This window comes from Bacillus sp. ISL-47, assembly GCF_018613175.1.
Taxonomy (GTDB): Bacteria; Bacillota; Bacilli; order Bacillales; family Cytobacillaceae; genus Cytobacillus.
In genome coordinates, this window is record NZ_JAGGQS010000011.1 from 1 (window position 1) to 14999 (window position 14999).

General features: G+C 43.6%; 16 protein-coding genes. 10 read left to right on the forward strand and 6 right to left on the reverse strand.

Annotated features, from left to right (window positions below):
* Window positions 1-6: 6 nt before the first annotated feature.
* Window positions 7-150, reverse strand: a complete 144-nt coding sequence (locus J7I93_RS04670; RefSeq protein WP_214723805.1) for an LAGLIDADG family homing endonuclease — start codon at window positions 148-150, stop codon at window positions 7-9.
* A 153-nt stretch (window positions 151-303) separates the two neighbouring features.
* Between J7I93_RS04670 and J7I93_RS04675 the strand changes: the two genes are divergently transcribed.
* Window positions 304-741 (forward strand): hypothetical protein, encoded by a 438-nt coding sequence (locus J7I93_RS04675; RefSeq protein ID WP_214723807.1) that lies wholly within the window; start codon window positions 304-306, stop codon window positions 739-741.
* 18 nt (window positions 742-759) lie between these two features.
* Here the strand turns inward: J7I93_RS04675 and J7I93_RS04680 are convergent, their stop codons facing one another.
* The gene (locus tag J7I93_RS04680; protein ID WP_214723809.1) at window positions 760-1299 is read right to left on the reverse strand and encodes a flavodoxin family protein; all 540 of its coding nucleotides are present in this window, start codon (window positions 1297-1299) and stop codon (window positions 760-762) included.
* Between the two features lie 376 nt (window positions 1300-1675).
* Between J7I93_RS04680 and J7I93_RS04685 the strand changes: the two genes are divergently transcribed.
* The 4 genes from J7I93_RS04685 to J7I93_RS04700 all read left to right on the forward strand — a co-directional run bounded on the left by J7I93_RS04685 (window position 1676) and on the right by J7I93_RS04700 (window position 7510).
* Window positions 1676-3052 (forward strand): alkaline phosphatase, encoded by a 1377-nt coding sequence (locus J7I93_RS04685; protein WP_214723811.1) that lies wholly within the window; start codon window positions 1676-1678, stop codon window positions 3050-3052.
* 68 nt (window positions 3053-3120) lie between these two features.
* A complete protein-coding gene (locus tag J7I93_RS04690; RefSeq protein WP_214723813.1) occupies window positions 3121-3756 on the forward strand; it encodes a DUF4352 domain-containing protein in 636 nt (211 codons plus the stop codon).
* Window positions 3757-3916: 160 nt separating this feature from the next.
* The gene (locus J7I93_RS04695; protein ID WP_214723815.1) at window positions 3917-4378 is read left to right on the forward strand and encodes a MarR family winged helix-turn-helix transcriptional regulator; all 462 of its coding nucleotides are present in this window, start codon (window positions 3917-3919) and stop codon (window positions 4376-4378) included.
* A gap of 3 nt (window positions 4379-4381) precedes the next feature.
* Window positions 4382-7510 (forward strand): MMPL family transporter, encoded by a 3129-nt coding sequence (locus J7I93_RS04700; RefSeq protein ID WP_214723817.1) that lies wholly within the window; start codon window positions 4382-4384, stop codon window positions 7508-7510.
* 141 nt (window positions 7511-7651) lie between these two features.
* Here J7I93_RS04700 and J7I93_RS04705 read toward each other — a convergent pair whose 3' ends face one another.
* Window positions 7652-8368 carry a 3-ketoacyl-ACP reductase gene (locus tag J7I93_RS04705; protein WP_214723819.1) on the reverse strand — a complete coding sequence of 239 codons (717 nt, stop codon included), beginning with the start codon at window positions 8366-8368 and terminating at the stop codon, window positions 7652-7654.
* 143 nt (window positions 8369-8511) lie between these two features.
* Between J7I93_RS04705 and J7I93_RS04710 the strand changes: the two genes are divergently transcribed.
* Window positions 8512-9504, forward strand: a complete 993-nt coding sequence (locus J7I93_RS04710; RefSeq protein WP_214723821.1) for an LLM class flavin-dependent oxidoreductase — start codon at window positions 8512-8514, stop codon at window positions 9502-9504.
* Window positions 9505-9937: 433 nt separating this feature from the next.
* Here J7I93_RS04710 and J7I93_RS04715 read toward each other — a convergent pair whose 3' ends face one another.
* The 3 genes from J7I93_RS04715 to J7I93_RS25110 form a co-directional block, all read right to left on the reverse strand.
* Window positions 9938-10627 carry a C39 family peptidase gene (locus J7I93_RS04715; protein WP_214723823.1) on the reverse strand — a complete coding sequence of 230 codons (690 nt, stop codon included), beginning with the start codon at window positions 10625-10627 and terminating at the stop codon, window positions 9938-9940.
* Between the two features lie 126 nt (window positions 10628-10753).
* Window positions 10754-11305, reverse strand: coding sequence for a DUF4097 family beta strand repeat-containing protein (locus J7I93_RS25105; protein WP_214988822.1), 552 nt, complete (start codon window positions 11303-11305; stop codon window positions 10754-10756).
* Entirely contained in the window at window positions 11302-11610 is a 309-nt protein-coding gene (locus J7I93_RS25110; RefSeq protein ID WP_251025729.1) for a hypothetical protein, read from the reverse strand. The genes J7I93_RS25105 and J7I93_RS25110 overlap by 4 nt, the downstream gene beginning before the upstream one ends.
* Before the next feature lie 173 nt (window positions 11611-11783).
* On the opposite strand from J7I93_RS25110, the gene J7I93_RS04725 reads away from it, so the two are divergent.
* From J7I93_RS04725 to J7I93_RS04740, 4 genes are all read left to right on the forward strand, one after another.
* Window positions 11784-12284: an HIT family protein gene (locus J7I93_RS04725; protein WP_214723825.1), complete on the forward strand. Its 501-nt coding sequence runs from the start codon at window positions 11784-11786 to the stop codon at window positions 12282-12284.
* A complete protein-coding gene (locus J7I93_RS04730; protein ID WP_214723827.1) occupies window positions 12277-12732 on the forward strand; it encodes a GNAT family N-acetyltransferase in 456 nt (151 codons plus the stop codon). Before J7I93_RS04725 ends, J7I93_RS04730 begins: the two co-directional genes overlap by 8 nt.
* Before the next feature lie 114 nt (window positions 12733-12846).
* Window positions 12847-13404 (forward strand): tyrosine-type recombinase/integrase, encoded by a 558-nt coding sequence (locus J7I93_RS04735; RefSeq protein WP_214723829.1) that lies wholly within the window; start codon window positions 12847-12849, stop codon window positions 13402-13404.
* Between the two features lie 16 nt (window positions 13405-13420).
* Window positions 13421-14911 carry a potassium/proton antiporter gene (locus J7I93_RS04740; RefSeq protein WP_214723831.1) on the forward strand — a complete coding sequence of 497 codons (1491 nt, stop codon included), beginning with the start codon at window positions 13421-13423 and terminating at the stop codon, window positions 14909-14911.
* The last annotated feature ends 88 nt before the right edge of the window (window positions 14912-14999 follow it).

Consider the following 14999-nt stretch of genomic DNA (forward strand, 5'->3'; position numbering starts at 1 on the left):
AACGCACTACAGGAATGCTAATAGTTCCATATCGGTTGATGCAATGGTAATGCATGGCCTTCGATGCTCACTGGCATGCATTCTGGTTAAAGTGATTGTTCCTTCTCCGTCTATTATCCCTGCAATATATGCTGCCTCCCAATTATTCATGTTTTAACCCCCTCCCAAAAGGGAATGTGTGTTCTATTTTATTTTAATTTAAAGTGGTTGAAGTTGTAAACAACCGACTTAAACTGTCTCCAAATAAAATGTAATTATATAATGGTGTTAAATCAGAATCCTTTTTAAGGAGGGACGAACAACGTGAGCCGAAATATTTCTACAGGAATCACCGCAGGCCTTATCTCAGGCATCTTTCTCGGCCTATTCTTTAAAGTCATTGAGTCTATTACCCGAATAAAAGTATATACACTGCTCCTCAACGTAGATTACATCCCGATCCTAAATAGCTATCGTTTCCCTGAAATTGTGGAATTCTTATTCCATTTAATCATTTCAGTCCTCTTGGCTGTCATCCTCTTTCATCTAATAGAAAAATTTCAATGGACCGGAAAGCAGATTATTTTTCGCAGTGTATCCATATCTATCATTATCGGCCTGCTGCTTTATCCAACGACGGCCTTATCCGACCGCACCCCTGAGATGACATCTGCTGCAGCCATTATTTTCTGGCTGTCAGGTCATCTTTTATATGGAGGCATGCTGGCTGCTTTTCTCAGAAAAAAGGGACCGTACAGCTAGACGGTCCTTTAGACGGCATTATTTTAAAAATAACTGATTCCACTGTCCCGCTTTTGCCAAAGCAAGGGTATCTTCCTTGACCTCTCCCGGTTTAACTCCGCTTCCAATGATATAGTCAGCAAACTCCATCCCGACAAAGTCAAATATGTATTGAAATTGCTGGACAAGCGGCAAGCCCTTCACTTTGGCGCTGTTTCCTCCAGTGATCACGACATATGCTTTTTTCTTTGCCAGTTCTTCTTTAAGATTGAATCGCTCATCTCTTAAATACTGTGACCAGCGATCAAAGAAGTCCTTCATCGGGCCGCTCATGCCATACCAATATAAAGGTGTGGCAAACACAAAGACATCATGCGACAGCATGTGCTGTATTAATTTTTCATAATCGTCGTCAACAGGTGAGAAGCCTTCCTCGGCATGCCTTTTATCAACAATCGGCTCTATATGCATATCTGCCAGTTTAACAAGGGTATGGTTGGTACCTTCGACAATCTTTTTGGCTAAGTACTCAGAGTTGCCATTTTCTCTTGTACTTCCAAGCAGGGCCAATACTTTCATTAAAAATCGCTCCTTTATCATTAACGTCTGTTTTTATGGATTTTACATAAAAAATTTTAATAAAGCAAAGTAAAGGCTCTGTTAAACTTGTCTGTTGATTTCCGCTCCAGGCACTCAGCGAACGCGGGCGGTCCGGGAGCCTCCTCGGCGCCTTGCGCCTGTGGGGTCTCCCTTTGACCAGCTTCTCCCGCTGGAGTCTCGTGCCTTCCACTCCAATCAACAGGGTGCTAAATTCAACATTTAGCTTTAACACAGCCAAGACAAAGAACTGGATCTTTACATAAGTGTTATAGGATTTTTACATTCTATTAATCTCTCATTTACACTATGTCCCTATACTTTTACTTGTAAGTTACTAACAGGGAGGTTCTAAAGAATGACATTTAAGAAGTTCACAAAAAAAGCACTTCCGGTCCTTGCTGCTTCTGCCGTTGCGTTTGGCGGACTAATGGGTACCGTTCAGCAAACAGAAGCAAAGGGACAATCAAATAATAGAGAGATCAAGAATGTTATTTTCCTGATCGGAGATGGAATGGGCGTATCTTATACGTCTGCATACCGCTATTTGAAAGACGACCCTAGCACAAAATTTGTTGAGCGTACGGAGCTGGATAAATATCTGGTCGGCCAGCAAATGACTTACCCGGAAGATCCGGAACAAAATGTAACAGACTCCGCCTCTGCAGCAACAGCCATGTCTGCAGGGATTAAAACTTATAACAATGCGATTGCAGTAGATAATGATGGCTCTGAAGTGAAAACCGTTTTAGAAGCAGCGAAAGAGCAAGGAAAAGCGACAGGACTTGTGGCCACTTCTGAAATCACACATGCGACTCCTGCTTCATTCGGTGCACATGACGAAAGCCGCAAAAATATGAACGCCATTGCTGATGATTACTATGATGAGCTTATCAACGGCGAGCATAAGGTTGATGTTCTTCTTGGCGGCGGAACCGATTTATTCATCCGCAAAGACAGAAACATTACAGAAGAGTTTAAGAAAGATGGATTCAGCTATGTAACAGACCGCAAGGAACTGCTGGCGGATCAAAACGAGCAGGTTCTTGGTTTATTTGCAGACCGCGGCCTTCCTAAAATGATTGACCGCAAAGAGGATGTTCCTTCACTCGAAGATATGACTGCTTCTGCAATCGAGCGATTGAACAAGGATAAGGACGGTTTCTTCTTAATGGTAGAAGGAAGCCAAATCGACTGGGCGGGTCATGATAATGATATCGTTTCAGCTATGAGCGATATGGAAGACTTCGAAAAAGCATTCAAAGCAGCGATCGAGTTTGCGAAAAAGGACAAGCATACTCTTGTTGTTGCAACTGCCGACCACTCAACTGGCGGCTACTCGATCGGTTCTGACGGGGTTTACAACTGGTTCAGCGAGCCGATTAAAGCTGCTAAGCGCACACCAGACTTTATGGCTCAGGAAATGGCCAATGGTGCAAGTGTAGAGGATACTTTGAAGCAATATATTGAGCTTGATCTGACAGCTGAAGAAATCAAATCTGTTAAAAAAGCTGCCGAAACGAAAAAGGTAACAGATATTGATAACGCTATTGAAGAAATTTTCAACGAGCGCTCCCATACTGGCTGGACAACAGGCGGCCATACTGGTGAAGACGTACCTGTTTACGCATTTGGACCTTCAAGCGAACGATTTGCGGGACAACTTGAAAATACTGACCAAGCTAAACTGATTTTTGAATTATTGAAGACCAATGTAAAGGTTGAAGATAAATAAATCTTAATCTCCCGCTGCTTTCATAGAGCAGCGGGAACTTTTTTACAAACAACTGAAGGGGGATCATCATGAAAAAACTTATCACAATGATTGCTCTCTTATCTATCGTTTTATTTGGCTGCTCCAGTACGCCCGAACAGCCTGCAGATGCCAGCGCCGAAGCTAAGGTTGAGAATGAAGCCATGAAAAACTATGCACCCAACCCACAGGTTCCGGATGACCGCCAGCTGTATAAAGCTGGGCAGACTCACCTGGATGAAAAAGGCGAAATAACTTTAAAAAAAGTTAAAAATGAAAATGGAACCTATAACATGGGTCCGATTGAATTGAAAATTACCGAAGCAAAAGTCATGCATTTAAAACCAGATTACAGCTTAGTGGACTACTTTCATACCCTGACACATGACGAAGAATTCGACTTTGTCAAAGTCTTTGCAGAAATCAAAAACACATCCGATGAAAAAGTAAACTTTGCCCCTGTGGCTATTATGGAAACAAGCGAAGGAGAAAAAGTCACCTGGGAAAATGATATTTATCTTGATGGATTAAATGAAGAAATAAGACCAAACGAAACGAAGGCCGGCAACATCGGCTTTATTATAGAAAAATCCAATTTGAAAGATATCGAAATTACGACGAGTGACGTCTTCAATGCTGAAGGGAAAAAGATTGAGGATGCAGAGAAGATTAAGATCGATTTTTAAAGGGAGAGGCTCCAGTGTTGGGGTCTTTTTTGTTTTTAGAGTTGGAAAGGTTTATAAGGATTGACAACTACCCCTCCATCCATTAAAGTTAACTACATTAATAGTTAAATAATTGAACAGTTAAACAATAGAATAATTTAGGTGTGAGGTGAATATATAAGTGAGTGTGCCAAATATTAAGGAGTTGGTCGACCGGTATATAGCTGTTTCTTTTTCTGTGGAAAAAAAGGCAGCTTCTCTTGTAAAGGATCAGATTGGCAGTGATCTTACCAATGATCAGCATTATACGCTTAGGTACATAAATCAGGTGGGTTCCTGTACTTCGTCCGAGCTTGCGGAAGTATTTGATGTGAAAAAGAGTGCGATTACCGCGATGATTACGCGGATGTGGGAGAAGGGACTGATCCAGCGGACGCGCGATGAAAATGACCGCAGGGTTGTGTATTTGACTCTGACTGAAAAAGGCAATGAGCTGTATGCTGAGGCAGAAGAAAAAATCCATAAGCTTGTAGAATCACTGATTACGAGATTTGACCAGACTGAAATCCAGCAGTTTATTGAAACCTTTGAAAAACTGAACAAAGTCTTATTAGAAAGCACAGATCATAAAGCGGGGGAATAAAGAGTGCATACAATTATTAAAAGAAAATTGCTTGTCATTATTGCCTGGATTGCCATAGTTGCCGGTTTGTTTCTGGCAGCACCGAACATGGCAGATCTCGTCCGTGAAAAGGGGCAGATCACCGTTCCTGAAGAGTATTCTTCGACCCTTGCCGGAGAGATTATGGAAGAAGTGCAAAAGCAGGAAGGCGGCGGGGATGAGACCCAGGTTGCGCTTGTTTTTCATCATGATAAAAAGCTGACTGATGCAGAAATAAACGAAGCGGAAAAAGCCATCCGCACGCTTGAAGAAAAAAGGGACGAGCTTGGCATTACTGAAATCCTGACTCATTTTAACGAAGAAAGCTTGAAAGAACAGCTCGTTTCGGAGGATGGTAAATCGATTCTGGCTTCTGTCAGTGTCAGCTGGGATGACCGCGAGGCAGCTGAGCTGAGGAAAGAGTTATATTCAGCTATCGATGATGTAAAAGTAGATTATTATTATACGAGCGAGTGGCTGATAAATGAGGACTTGATGACGAGTTCCCAGGAAGGGCTAAAAAAGACTGAAGGGATTACAGTCGTCTTTATTTTGGTTGTTTTGCTGCTGGTATTCAGATCCGTAATTGCCCCGGTCATCCCGTTATTGACAGTAGGTTTTACGTATCTTGCTTCACAGTCTATTGTTGCTTTTTTAGTTGATAAATTGGATTTTCCGATCTCAAACTACACACAGATTTTTCTAGTTGCAATTTTGTTCGGAATCGGAACAGACTATTGCATCCTGCTGCTGAGCCGTTTTAAAGAAGAGCTTTCATATAACGAAAGCACAGCTGATGCGATTGTCGCGACATACCGCAATGCGGGGCGCACCGTCTTTTTCAGTGGCGTAGCGGTTATGATTGGTTTTGCTGCGATAGGCTTTTCGCAATTTATTCTTTATCAATCCGCGGCAGCTGTGGCAATTGGGGTAGCGATTCTTCTTATTGCGCTGTTTACGATTGTGCCATTCTTTATGGCTGTATTAGGTCAGAAGGTATTCTGGCCATCGAAAAAGAGTGCTGAGCATGGCGAGAGTAAGCTTTGGGGTACAGTCGGACGCTTCTCACTGGCACGTCCATTTCTGGCCTTGCTTATCGTGGCTGCTGTTTGCGTACCGTTCCTGGTGACATATGACGGAGAATTATCTTACAACTCACTGGAGGAAATTGGCGGAGATGTTAACTCCATCAAAGCTTTTAATGCCATTGCCGATAGCTTTGGCCCAGGAGAATCCATGCCGACGCAAATCGTTTTGAAAAATGACGAGGCTATGGATTCAGCAGAATATGTAGGCCTGGCTGAAAAGATAAGCCGGGAAGTCGAAAAAGTAGACTTAGTTGATACAGTCCGCTCTGTCACAAGACCGACTGGTGAGCCAATTGAAGACTTTTTTGTTGCCAAGCAAGCTGAAACTCTTGAAGAAGGTCTAGGAGAAGGAAAAGACGGCCTGAATAAGATTTCGGACGGCTTGAATGAAGCGAGCAGTGAACTGGCCAAATCGGAGCCTGAACTGAAAGGTGCCACTAAAGGAATCAATGACTTAATATCCGGTACAAATGAAATCAAGTTCGGATTAGGCGAGATCCAAACCAATCTTGCTAAAATTGAAAACGGTATTCGCCAGGGATCTGCAGGTTCAGAGGAATTGAAAGCCGGATTGGCTAAAACGAAGGCAGGAGCGGAGGAACTCCTTGCAGGCTACCAGCAGCTTTTAGCTGGATATGAATCTGCGGAAGAAAACATTCCTAACTTAATTGGCGGGTACGAACAAATTCAAAACAACTTGAATGAGCTATCTGCAGGCATTGAACAGGCTAATGCAGCATTGTTTAACTATGTTGAGGGCCAATATCCTGAATTGGCACAAGATCAGCAATATCAAGGAATCAAAGGCCAGGTAGCAGGTCTTCAGCAGCAGCTGCCCAAGGTTTCTGAAGGAATTACTGAAGCCAACAAAGGATTATCCCAGCTGCAGGCTGGCTTGGAAATAGCTAATACAAACTTTGAAAAAGCACTAGGCGGCCAAAAAGAATTAGCTGCTGGCCTGCAAAAACTAATCGATGGAATCGATGCACAGCAGGCAGGTCTTGACCAGCTTGCCGACGGTCAGGGACAAATCGTCAATAGCTTCCCGCAGCTGACAAACGGTTTGGCTGGAATTAATGGAGGTCAGGAACAGCTGCTTGCAGGCTTTGGTGACCTGGGCGGGCAAATCACCCAGCTGACAGATGGACTTGGCCAGAGTGCAGATGGCCTGGAGCAGGTATCAGAAGGCCTGGGCTCAGCACAGGAGTACTTGGCAGGACTATCAAGCTCGGAAAGTATGGACGGATTCTATTTGCCGCCAGAAGTTCTTGAAGATAAAGAGTTTGCACAAGTATTCGATGCGTACATGTCTGAAGACCGCAAAGTGATGACAATAGACGTTGTGCTGGAAGCCAATCCTTATTCCAATGAAGCAATTGGCCAGATTGATGAAATAAGAGAAGCGGTTGAAAGGGCAGCAAAAGGAACAAAACTTGAAAATGCCATTGTGGCAGTCGGCGGTATTACAAGTACGAATGCCGATTTAAGCACAATGTCAGACCAGGATTATTCCCGTACAGTTGTGCTGATGCTGCTAGGTATTTCCATTATCCTTGTGTTCCTATTCAGATCTATTATTATGCCAATCTATCTAATTGGTTCACTGATCTTGACCTACTATACAAGCATGGCGATGAATGAGGCCATTTTTGTGAACCTTCTCGGATACTCAGGCATCAGCTGGGCGGTTCCATTCTTCGCGTTTGTTATTTTAGTTGCACTCGGCGTGGACTACAGCATCTTCTTAATGGACCGCTTTAACGAATATCGCGATTTATCCATAGCAGACGCCATGCTGCTATCCATGAAAAAGATGGGTACCGTCATCATCTCGGCCGCCGTCATCCTCGGAGGAACATTCGCTGCGATGATGCCATCCGGAATGCTATCACTATTACAAATCGCATCCATTGTCCTCATCGGACTCATGCTCTACGCCCTGGTCATGCTGCCGCTCTTCATCCCGGTCATGGTCAAAAACTTTGGCCAGGCAAACTGGTGGCCGTTTAAAAGAAGCGCTAATTAAAGAGGGAAGAGGCTATCCTTGTTGGGTAGCCTCTTTTTGGGGACTCCTCCGCTCCGCCGCCAAAGAGTCCACCGGCAAAAACAAAGGCAAACGCTATATCCTCTAAAAAAAGCAGACCCATACCGGATCTGCCATTAACATTTATGGATTTGTCGACCACATGCCAGCAGTTTTTACAAACACACGCGGATTTAATTTCAGCTGTGCCACGATAAATTCTGCAAGGTCTTCCGGCTGCATTACTTTTTCAGGATTGCCGTCAGTCAGGTTTGTTTCAATCGCAAGGTCAGTTGCAACTGTGCTTGGAGTCAGTGCGCTTACACGGATATTATGCTTTCTCACTTCAAGCATTAGCGATTCCGTCAATCCTAGAACCGCAAACTTGGATGCACTGTATGCACTTGTGACTGGGGCGCCTTTTTGGCCTGCTGTGGATGCAATGTTGATAATATCCCCGGACTTCTGCTCAATCATATCAGGCAGAACTGCTCTTGTAGCATTATACACACCCATTAAATTAACTTGGATAATGCTGTCCCATTCCTCAGGTGAAAGTTCCAGGAAGCCGCCGAATTTGGCTATGCCCGCGTTGTTGATCAGGATATCCACAGAACCGAGATCCGATTTAATATGCTCAACAGCATGTGTTACAGCTTCAAGATCGGCAACATCAGCTGCAGCAGCAGAAACATTCACATCATACTGGCTTAGTTCATCTGCCACTTTTTCAAGGTTCTCCATTGTGCGCCCCAGCAATCCGATGTTGACACCTTCTTTTGCAAGCGCGATAGCGGTTGCACGCCCGATTCCTCTGCCAGCTCCGGTAATCAGTGCTGTTTTGCCTTTTAATGTATGCATCTTTTTTCCTCCTCTTAAAAAAATCATTCATATACTACCAAAAAGAATGTAAAATTCCTAATAAACCGCCTGCTCAAATTGAATATTTGAGAAAAGCGCCCTCCGTATGGTAAGATCATTTTCACAAAAAGGAGGGCTGCCCCATGAAGCTTAGCGTACTGGATCAATCAGTCATCACGAAAGGGGAATCTGCCGGTGATGCTCTCCGCAAAACAGTAAAGCTTGCCCAGACCGCGGAAGAGCTTGGCTACACCCGGTTCTGGGTAGCCGAACACCATAACTCCAATGGCATAGCAGGTTCCTCTCCAGAAGTCCTGATCTCCCATATTGCGTCAAGCACCCGCCATATCCGTGTTGGCTCAGGAGGAGTTCTGCTGCCTCAATATAGCCCTTATAAAATTGCCGAAAATTTTAATATGCTAGAAACTCTATTTCCTGGCAGGATCGACCTTGGTGTAGGCCGTTCACCCGGAGGTTCTGCATCAACCCGGCTCGCGCTGACTGATGGAGTAAGAAAAAGCCTGAACGAATTTCCGAGGCAGGTAAAGGATCTCCAGTTTTTTTTATACAAGAAACTGCCAGAGGGGCATCCTTATCAGACTGTTGAAGCTATTCCACAGGTGGCTGATCCAGCCCAAATTTGGATGCTGGGTATAACGCATCGGGGTGCACGGCTGGCTGCCGAGTATGGAACCGCATTTACATACGGCCATTTCATAACTCCTGCCAACGGAAAAAGGGCCATGGATACGTACATGAGTCAATTCCGGCCCTCAGCTGGGCTATCAAAACCGAAGGCAAATGTGTGCATTTTTGTTGTATGTGCCGAAACACAGGAAAGGGCGGAAGAGCTGGCATTAAGCCAGGACATGTGGCTGCTGGCGGTAGAAAAGGGGAGGGACACGAGGATTATCGCACCCTCAGAGGCAAAAAGCATCACTCTGACACCAGAGGAAAAAGCAAAAGCCGCGGAAAATCGCAAACGGATGATCATCGGTACGCCTGCAAAGGTGAAAGAAGAATTGCAGCTGCTCAGTGAAATATATCAAACAAATGAATTCATGGTCATCACCAATATTTATGATTTTCAGGACAAGCTGAATTCCTACAGGCTGCTGTCCGAAGCTTTCGCATAGTGATAAAAGATCCCTAAAATGAGGATCTTTTATCATTATTATGCACAAGCATCCTCGGCTTGAGGATAATTGTCTTTTTAAATAAGAATCGGATCTAATAATCTAACTTTACACAACTAATCCACCACATAAGAATGTGTTCACTTGCAAAAGCGATCTTATCTATTTTATGCACAGCTTATCCACCAAATTAGGCTAAGGGAATTCAAACCGAAGGATTCTTTCTAATTGTGGATAAAAAATTCACTGACTTTTTTTATTTTTCTGAAGTCATCCACAATACAAGGTGTTTTCAATTAAAATTATCCACACCTAGTGGATAATTCACCGCATTAGCTTCTTTTTCGAAAAGTATCCACAACATAATAATCGATCATTCTTCATTCCCTAAAGTTATCCCCAGCCGAAGGTTTTCCCTCCCGGAATCCTTTCCTTAATCCACATACGTAATCGCCTGTTTTCCAATCTGCTCCCAGCCGGCAATGAACTCATTCTTTGGGTATTGGGTGTTTTTCTCTTTAAGCGGGTCGTTTGCATAAATATGTTCATCATCATAGCCAGTGACTAAAACGGCGTGCATTCTGTAAGTGACTTTTATCGGGCCATCTTTTGTTTCCCAGGTTTCCCATTCCGATTCAGGCAAGACGTCATAGGTGCTTGTAATAATGACCCATACAGGGCGCCCATCATCAAGCTGTTCGATGATTTTATCAAAATCACTGCCTGTCAGATCTTTAATTTTTCCCGGCAGGTAGTTTTCAGCGAGTTCTGCCACAGGTTCGTGGTAGGCTCCAAGTCCGGGTTCATCCAATGTTCGCATGTTGCCTACAAAGCCTTCATGGATGTTTCCTTTGTAGCCGTCCTCTTCAAAAGGGACCCGATTAATTTCCTCTGATAGTGTCATTTTATCCGTTTCCACTCCCGCATTATTTAAAAGCATGGCCAGGCTGGTGACTTCGCAGCCTCTTTCCAGCTCAGGCTTTTGCAAATAATGGGGAGCATCAATCAGGACCTTGCCGTTCTCTTGCTCAACAGACTCTTTTTCAGTTTCCTGCCCCGTGTTTCCGGAAGGCGCTGAACACCCCGTGAGCAGTACCATAGCCAATAAAATCGCTATCCTCAAAAAATTCCCTCCTTTTGAAAGTTTCGTTTATCAAAATATCAGTTATAAGGTTATTTCCCAATGAAGACCGTGGTTAACCATCCTAAAGCACATCAAAAAAAGCCGGTTTCCCGGCCTTTCCAATTTTTATTTAATTTCCGCTTTCCCGCTCGATACGGACACATTAATATCATGTTCACCTGTTCCGTGCTTGCCGGAAATGTCATTCTTATCCCGATTTTCCTCGTCTAGCGAAAAGCTGCTGCTGATATGTCCGCTGCTCGCTTTCCCTTTTAGTGTAAAGTCAGCGTCATCAGGCAAATCAAGGCGAACGAAGCCCGAGCTTGCTTCCACATTTACGGAATCGGTTAGTTTTTCCATCATAATATCAAGCTGACCAGAAGAAACCTCCGCATCCAATTTTCCCTGGTAGTTTTGGACTTTTACTCTTCCCGAACTCATGTCAATTTCACCGCTGCGGGTAATCAGATGATCGGCATCCATCATCCCTGAGGAACCTTCATGCTCAAATTCATTCGCTTTAATATTTGAAAGGCTGACTTTTCCGGAACTCATATCGACATCCAGTTTTTCAAGCTCGAATGGTTCGCTCTTAGATTCACCTGCAAAATCCAAACGCCCAGAACCAATATTAATCGACATGGACCTGCTGTAATCTTCCGGAATATAGATCTTCAAGTTGCTCTTATTGTTAAAAAATTGAAGCCATCAAGCCATTTACGTTTGTATTCCACATGAACTTCATTTCCGGATTTATTAACCGTTACTTTCCCTTTGCCGTCAAGCTGGGCTCTAACATCGCTGCGCTTTTCCGGAATAATCACAGTATCTGAACCGGAAACATCGATGCTGATCAAGTCCGTTCGATCGTTAATGGAAGCTTCTGTTGCGCTGCCTCCGAAGGTCATCCAGCTAGTGACACCAGTAAACAATAGATAAGAGCCGACCAGGATGATAAAAATCATAAAAATCCTTTTCAACATAATCCCTGCTTTCATTCATTAGATTTCTTATCTTTATTTTATGAAAATCCTCAGCTGAGCACATTGAGCCGCAGATTTAATTTCAGCTAAGACTTGAGGCTTATAGATTTGTAAAAAAGGATTTTCTTTTCACCGTCTATATTTTATCATAAAAGGAAAAAACAGGAGAATCTATGAAAACGATTACGCTTGCAAATGGAAAGACAATTGAAGTGGAATGCCTGAGCTGTGCTATTACCAGCGGAATGATAGAGCCGGATGGCGGAACGATCTTTGAATCAGAGAACTTTCATGCACACCAGGATGTTGCTTATCCTGTGAAGGGGCTCGTCATTCTGGCTTCCAAAAGACACATCAAATGCCTCGATGAACTGACCGAAACGGAAAGAGCAGAGTATATCAATCTTTTATCAAAAATCCGCAAATCACAGAGAGAAGTTTTGGGGATTGAACATGTTTACTATTTTTATAATGAGGATACCACTCACCATTTTCATACATGGATGGTTCCGCGATATGAATGGATGGATCAGTTTGGGCGTTCGGTCGAATCGGTAAGGCCGGTGCTCCTGCATGCAAGAAACCATATGAACCATGGTGAAAACGTGTCGGAAGTGAGAAAGGCCATTGCCAATCTGGCTGACGAGTTAAATAGGAGAGGTCCTCATGATTAAAGCAGAGTTAAAGACCTTTAAAATTACAAAGAAATATGAAGCTGCAGCGAAACAGTTAATTCTGGAAGGGTTCCTTGAGCGCTTCGGATTCATCGACCACTCCTTAAATCCTGATTTAAATAATATTACGAAAACCTATAGTCTGGAAGGAAGCCTTTTTCTGATTGGATTTATAGGGGAGGAAATGGTTTGCACAGGTGCGCTGACAAAAGAGAGCGGGGACATATGCAGGCTTCAGCGAATGTCGGTGAAAACAGCATTCCGGAATAGGGGAATTGCCAGAACGATGGTGCAAGTACTGGAGAGCCAGGCACAAGCAGAAGGTTATAAAAAAATCGTCCTTGAAACTCATTTGTCCTGGAGTAGCGCTGTTACACTTTATAAAAGCTGCGGATATAAGGAATATTTACAGGAAGAAGGAATGATCCATCTATTCAAATCGATATAAAGGATTTGCCTCGGGGCAGATTCTTTTTTTTTGTGCATTTTCAAAGTGCATATGAAATGTAATGTTACATAATATAGTGTATAATAAACTTATGTTACATTATAGGGTGATCAAATGAAGACTGTTGAAGCAATAAAAGATATTGACAAGCTGGAAGTGATGAAAAAATATCTGGAGCACAGGTCTTCCCGGGACTACTGTTTATTCCTATTTGGCATAAACACCGGTGTACGCATTCATGACCTTCTGAACCTCCTGGTCAAGGATGTGCTCGATGAGAACAATCATGTTCTTCCCTTTCTTTCCTCTACTCCATACAATAATCCGCCTGTTTATTTAAACCCAAATGTCCGTCAATCCATCCTAAACTGGATTGAAGAAGGATTTCTTACATCAGATGATTATTTATTTAAATCCAGAAAGGCCAATGCGCCGATTACGCGCCAGCAGGCCTACCGCATTTTAAATGAAGCTGCTAAAGAAGCTGAAATAGAAGGCCCCGTTGGCACTCATACCCTACGAAAGACGTTTGCCTTACATGCTTATCGAAAGGGAATTGCGATCTCGCTGATTCAAAAAAGGCTGCAGCAATCCTCGCCTGCAGAAACCCTGGCTTATCTCGGCATTTCTGACCGCCATTCCGTTCCCATTGTTCTTGATGTGAATTTATAGAAAGAAGGTGATTAAATTGGCTGAGATTATTTGGCAAACTGATGCACTTATATTATTAGCTGCCATTCTCTTTATAATCGGTGTTCTGACAACGAAGTTTTCCGCCCGCCTTGGAGTGCCGGCCCTTGTTCTCTTTATTGCTGTCGGAATGGCTTTGGGTCATTTCATTTATTTTGATAATGCCAGACTTGCACAGATGATTGGCGTACTTGCTTTTATTATTATTTTGTTTGAGGGAGGGCTGCAGACAAATTGGAAAACTGTAAGGACTGTTGTTGCCCCTTCTTTATCATTGGCAACCCTTGGAGTTCTTATCACTACAGGGCTCGTTGCAGTCGCTGCCAAGTTCATTCTCGGGGTGGATTGGGTGGTTGCCCTTCTGTTTGGCGCAATTGTCGGTTCAACAGATGCTGCTGCCGTTTTCGCCGTATTAAAAGGCCAAAATATTAAGCCAAGAATTGCTGCAACACTGGAGGCTGAGTCAGGCTCCAATGATCCAATGGCTGTGTTCCTGACTGTTGCCATGATCGAACTCATTACAATTCCGGAATCAAGTATGTTTTCTCTCATAGGTTCATTCTTTATCCAGATGGGCGTCGGGTTGCTGCTCGGGCTGCTTTTTGGTAAATTGGCTGTATTCGCACTTAATCGCATTAATTTGGATTCCAGCGGACTTTATCCTGTATTCGCAACCGGCTTTGCGATGCTGACATATGGCATTACTGCTTTTTTCGGGGGAAGCGGGCTGCTGGCTGTGTATGTTGCCGGAATTATCATCGGAAATACCGATATTGCTTACCGTCATTCCGTTTTTCGCTTTACCGAAGGCTTTGCATGGATGATGCAAATTTCGATGTTCGTCATTTTGGGGCTGCTGGTTTTTCCCGATGAGCTCTTTCATGCGGACATATTATTAAAAGGCCTTGCCATTTCTGCTCTTCTAATTTTTGTTGCCCGGCCGGCAGCAGTCTACCTGTCTACGATTAAAATGGGCTACACGCATAAAGAATTAATTTTTCTATCATGGGCCGGACTGAAAGGAGCAGTACCAATCGTACTTGCCACTTTTCCGCTGCTATCGGGTGTGGAAGGAAGCCATGTCATTTTCAATGTTGTCTTTTTCGTCGTCCTGACCAGCGCCCTTGTCCAGGGATCGACGATCACTATTCTTGCTGAAAAGCTGGGTCTTTCAGGCCCTGAAAAAGCAACGCCTATGCACTCTCTTGAGCTTGTTTCCCTCGGCAAGGCAGATGCGGAAATGATTGAATATGAAATAGAAGAAGATGCCGTCATTATTGGGCATACGCTCCTGGAGATTCCTTTCCCTGAAGGTGCCCTTGTCAATGCTATTATCCGTAAAGATCAGCTTATTACACCAACAGGAAACACGACTATTGAGCAGGGGGATTTTCTGTATATCCTCACAAAAAGAAAATATAAAAGAGAACTAAAGCAGCTGCTGAAAAAGAAAAAACTGCCTGAAGAACTGGCAGAGGCAGAAGCTTAGTTAAGCAAAAAGGTCTGTCTGTTATGGGGCAGGCCTTTTTTTAATAGGCTTTGTGCCTGTTGATTTCCGCTCCGGGAGCCCAGCGGAC

Excerpts from the sequence above, each read along its gene's own strand:
- J7I93_RS04705 (WP_214723819.1), bottom strand. The coding sequence starts at position 8,368 with ATGCATACATTAAAAGGCAAAACAGCACTGATTACCGGAGCTGGCAGA.
- J7I93_RS04735 (WP_214723829.1), top strand. The coding sequence starts at position 12,847 with ATGAAGACTGTTGAAGCAATAAAAGATATTGACAAGCTGGAAGTGATG.
- J7I93_RS04685 (WP_214723811.1), top strand. The coding sequence starts at position 1,676 with ATGACATTTAAGAAGTTCACAAAAAAAGCACTTCCGGTCCTTGCTGCT.
- J7I93_RS04710 (WP_214723821.1), top strand. The coding sequence starts at position 8,512 with ATGAAGCTTAGCGTACTGGATCAATCAGTCATCACGAAAGGGGAATCT.
- J7I93_RS04680 (WP_214723809.1), bottom strand. The coding sequence starts at position 1,299 with ATGAAAGTATTGGCCCTGCTTGGAAGTACAAGAGAAAATGGCAACTCT.
- J7I93_RS04730 (WP_214723827.1), top strand. The coding sequence starts at position 12,277 with ATGATTAAAGCAGAGTTAAAGACCTTTAAAATTACAAAGAAATATGAA.
- J7I93_RS25110 (WP_251025729.1), bottom strand. The coding sequence starts at position 11,610 with ATGTTGAAAAGGATTTTTATGATTTTTATCATCCTGGTCGGCTCTTAT.
- J7I93_RS04670 (WP_214723805.1), bottom strand. The coding sequence starts at position 150 with ATGAATAATTGGGAGGCAGCATATATTGCAGGGATAATAGACGGAGAA.
- J7I93_RS04725 (WP_214723825.1), top strand. The coding sequence starts at position 11,784 with ATGAAAACGATTACGCTTGCAAATGGAAAGACAATTGAAGTGGAATGC.
- J7I93_RS04690 (WP_214723813.1), top strand. The coding sequence starts at position 3,121 with ATGAAAAAACTTATCACAATGATTGCTCTCTTATCTATCGTTTTATTT.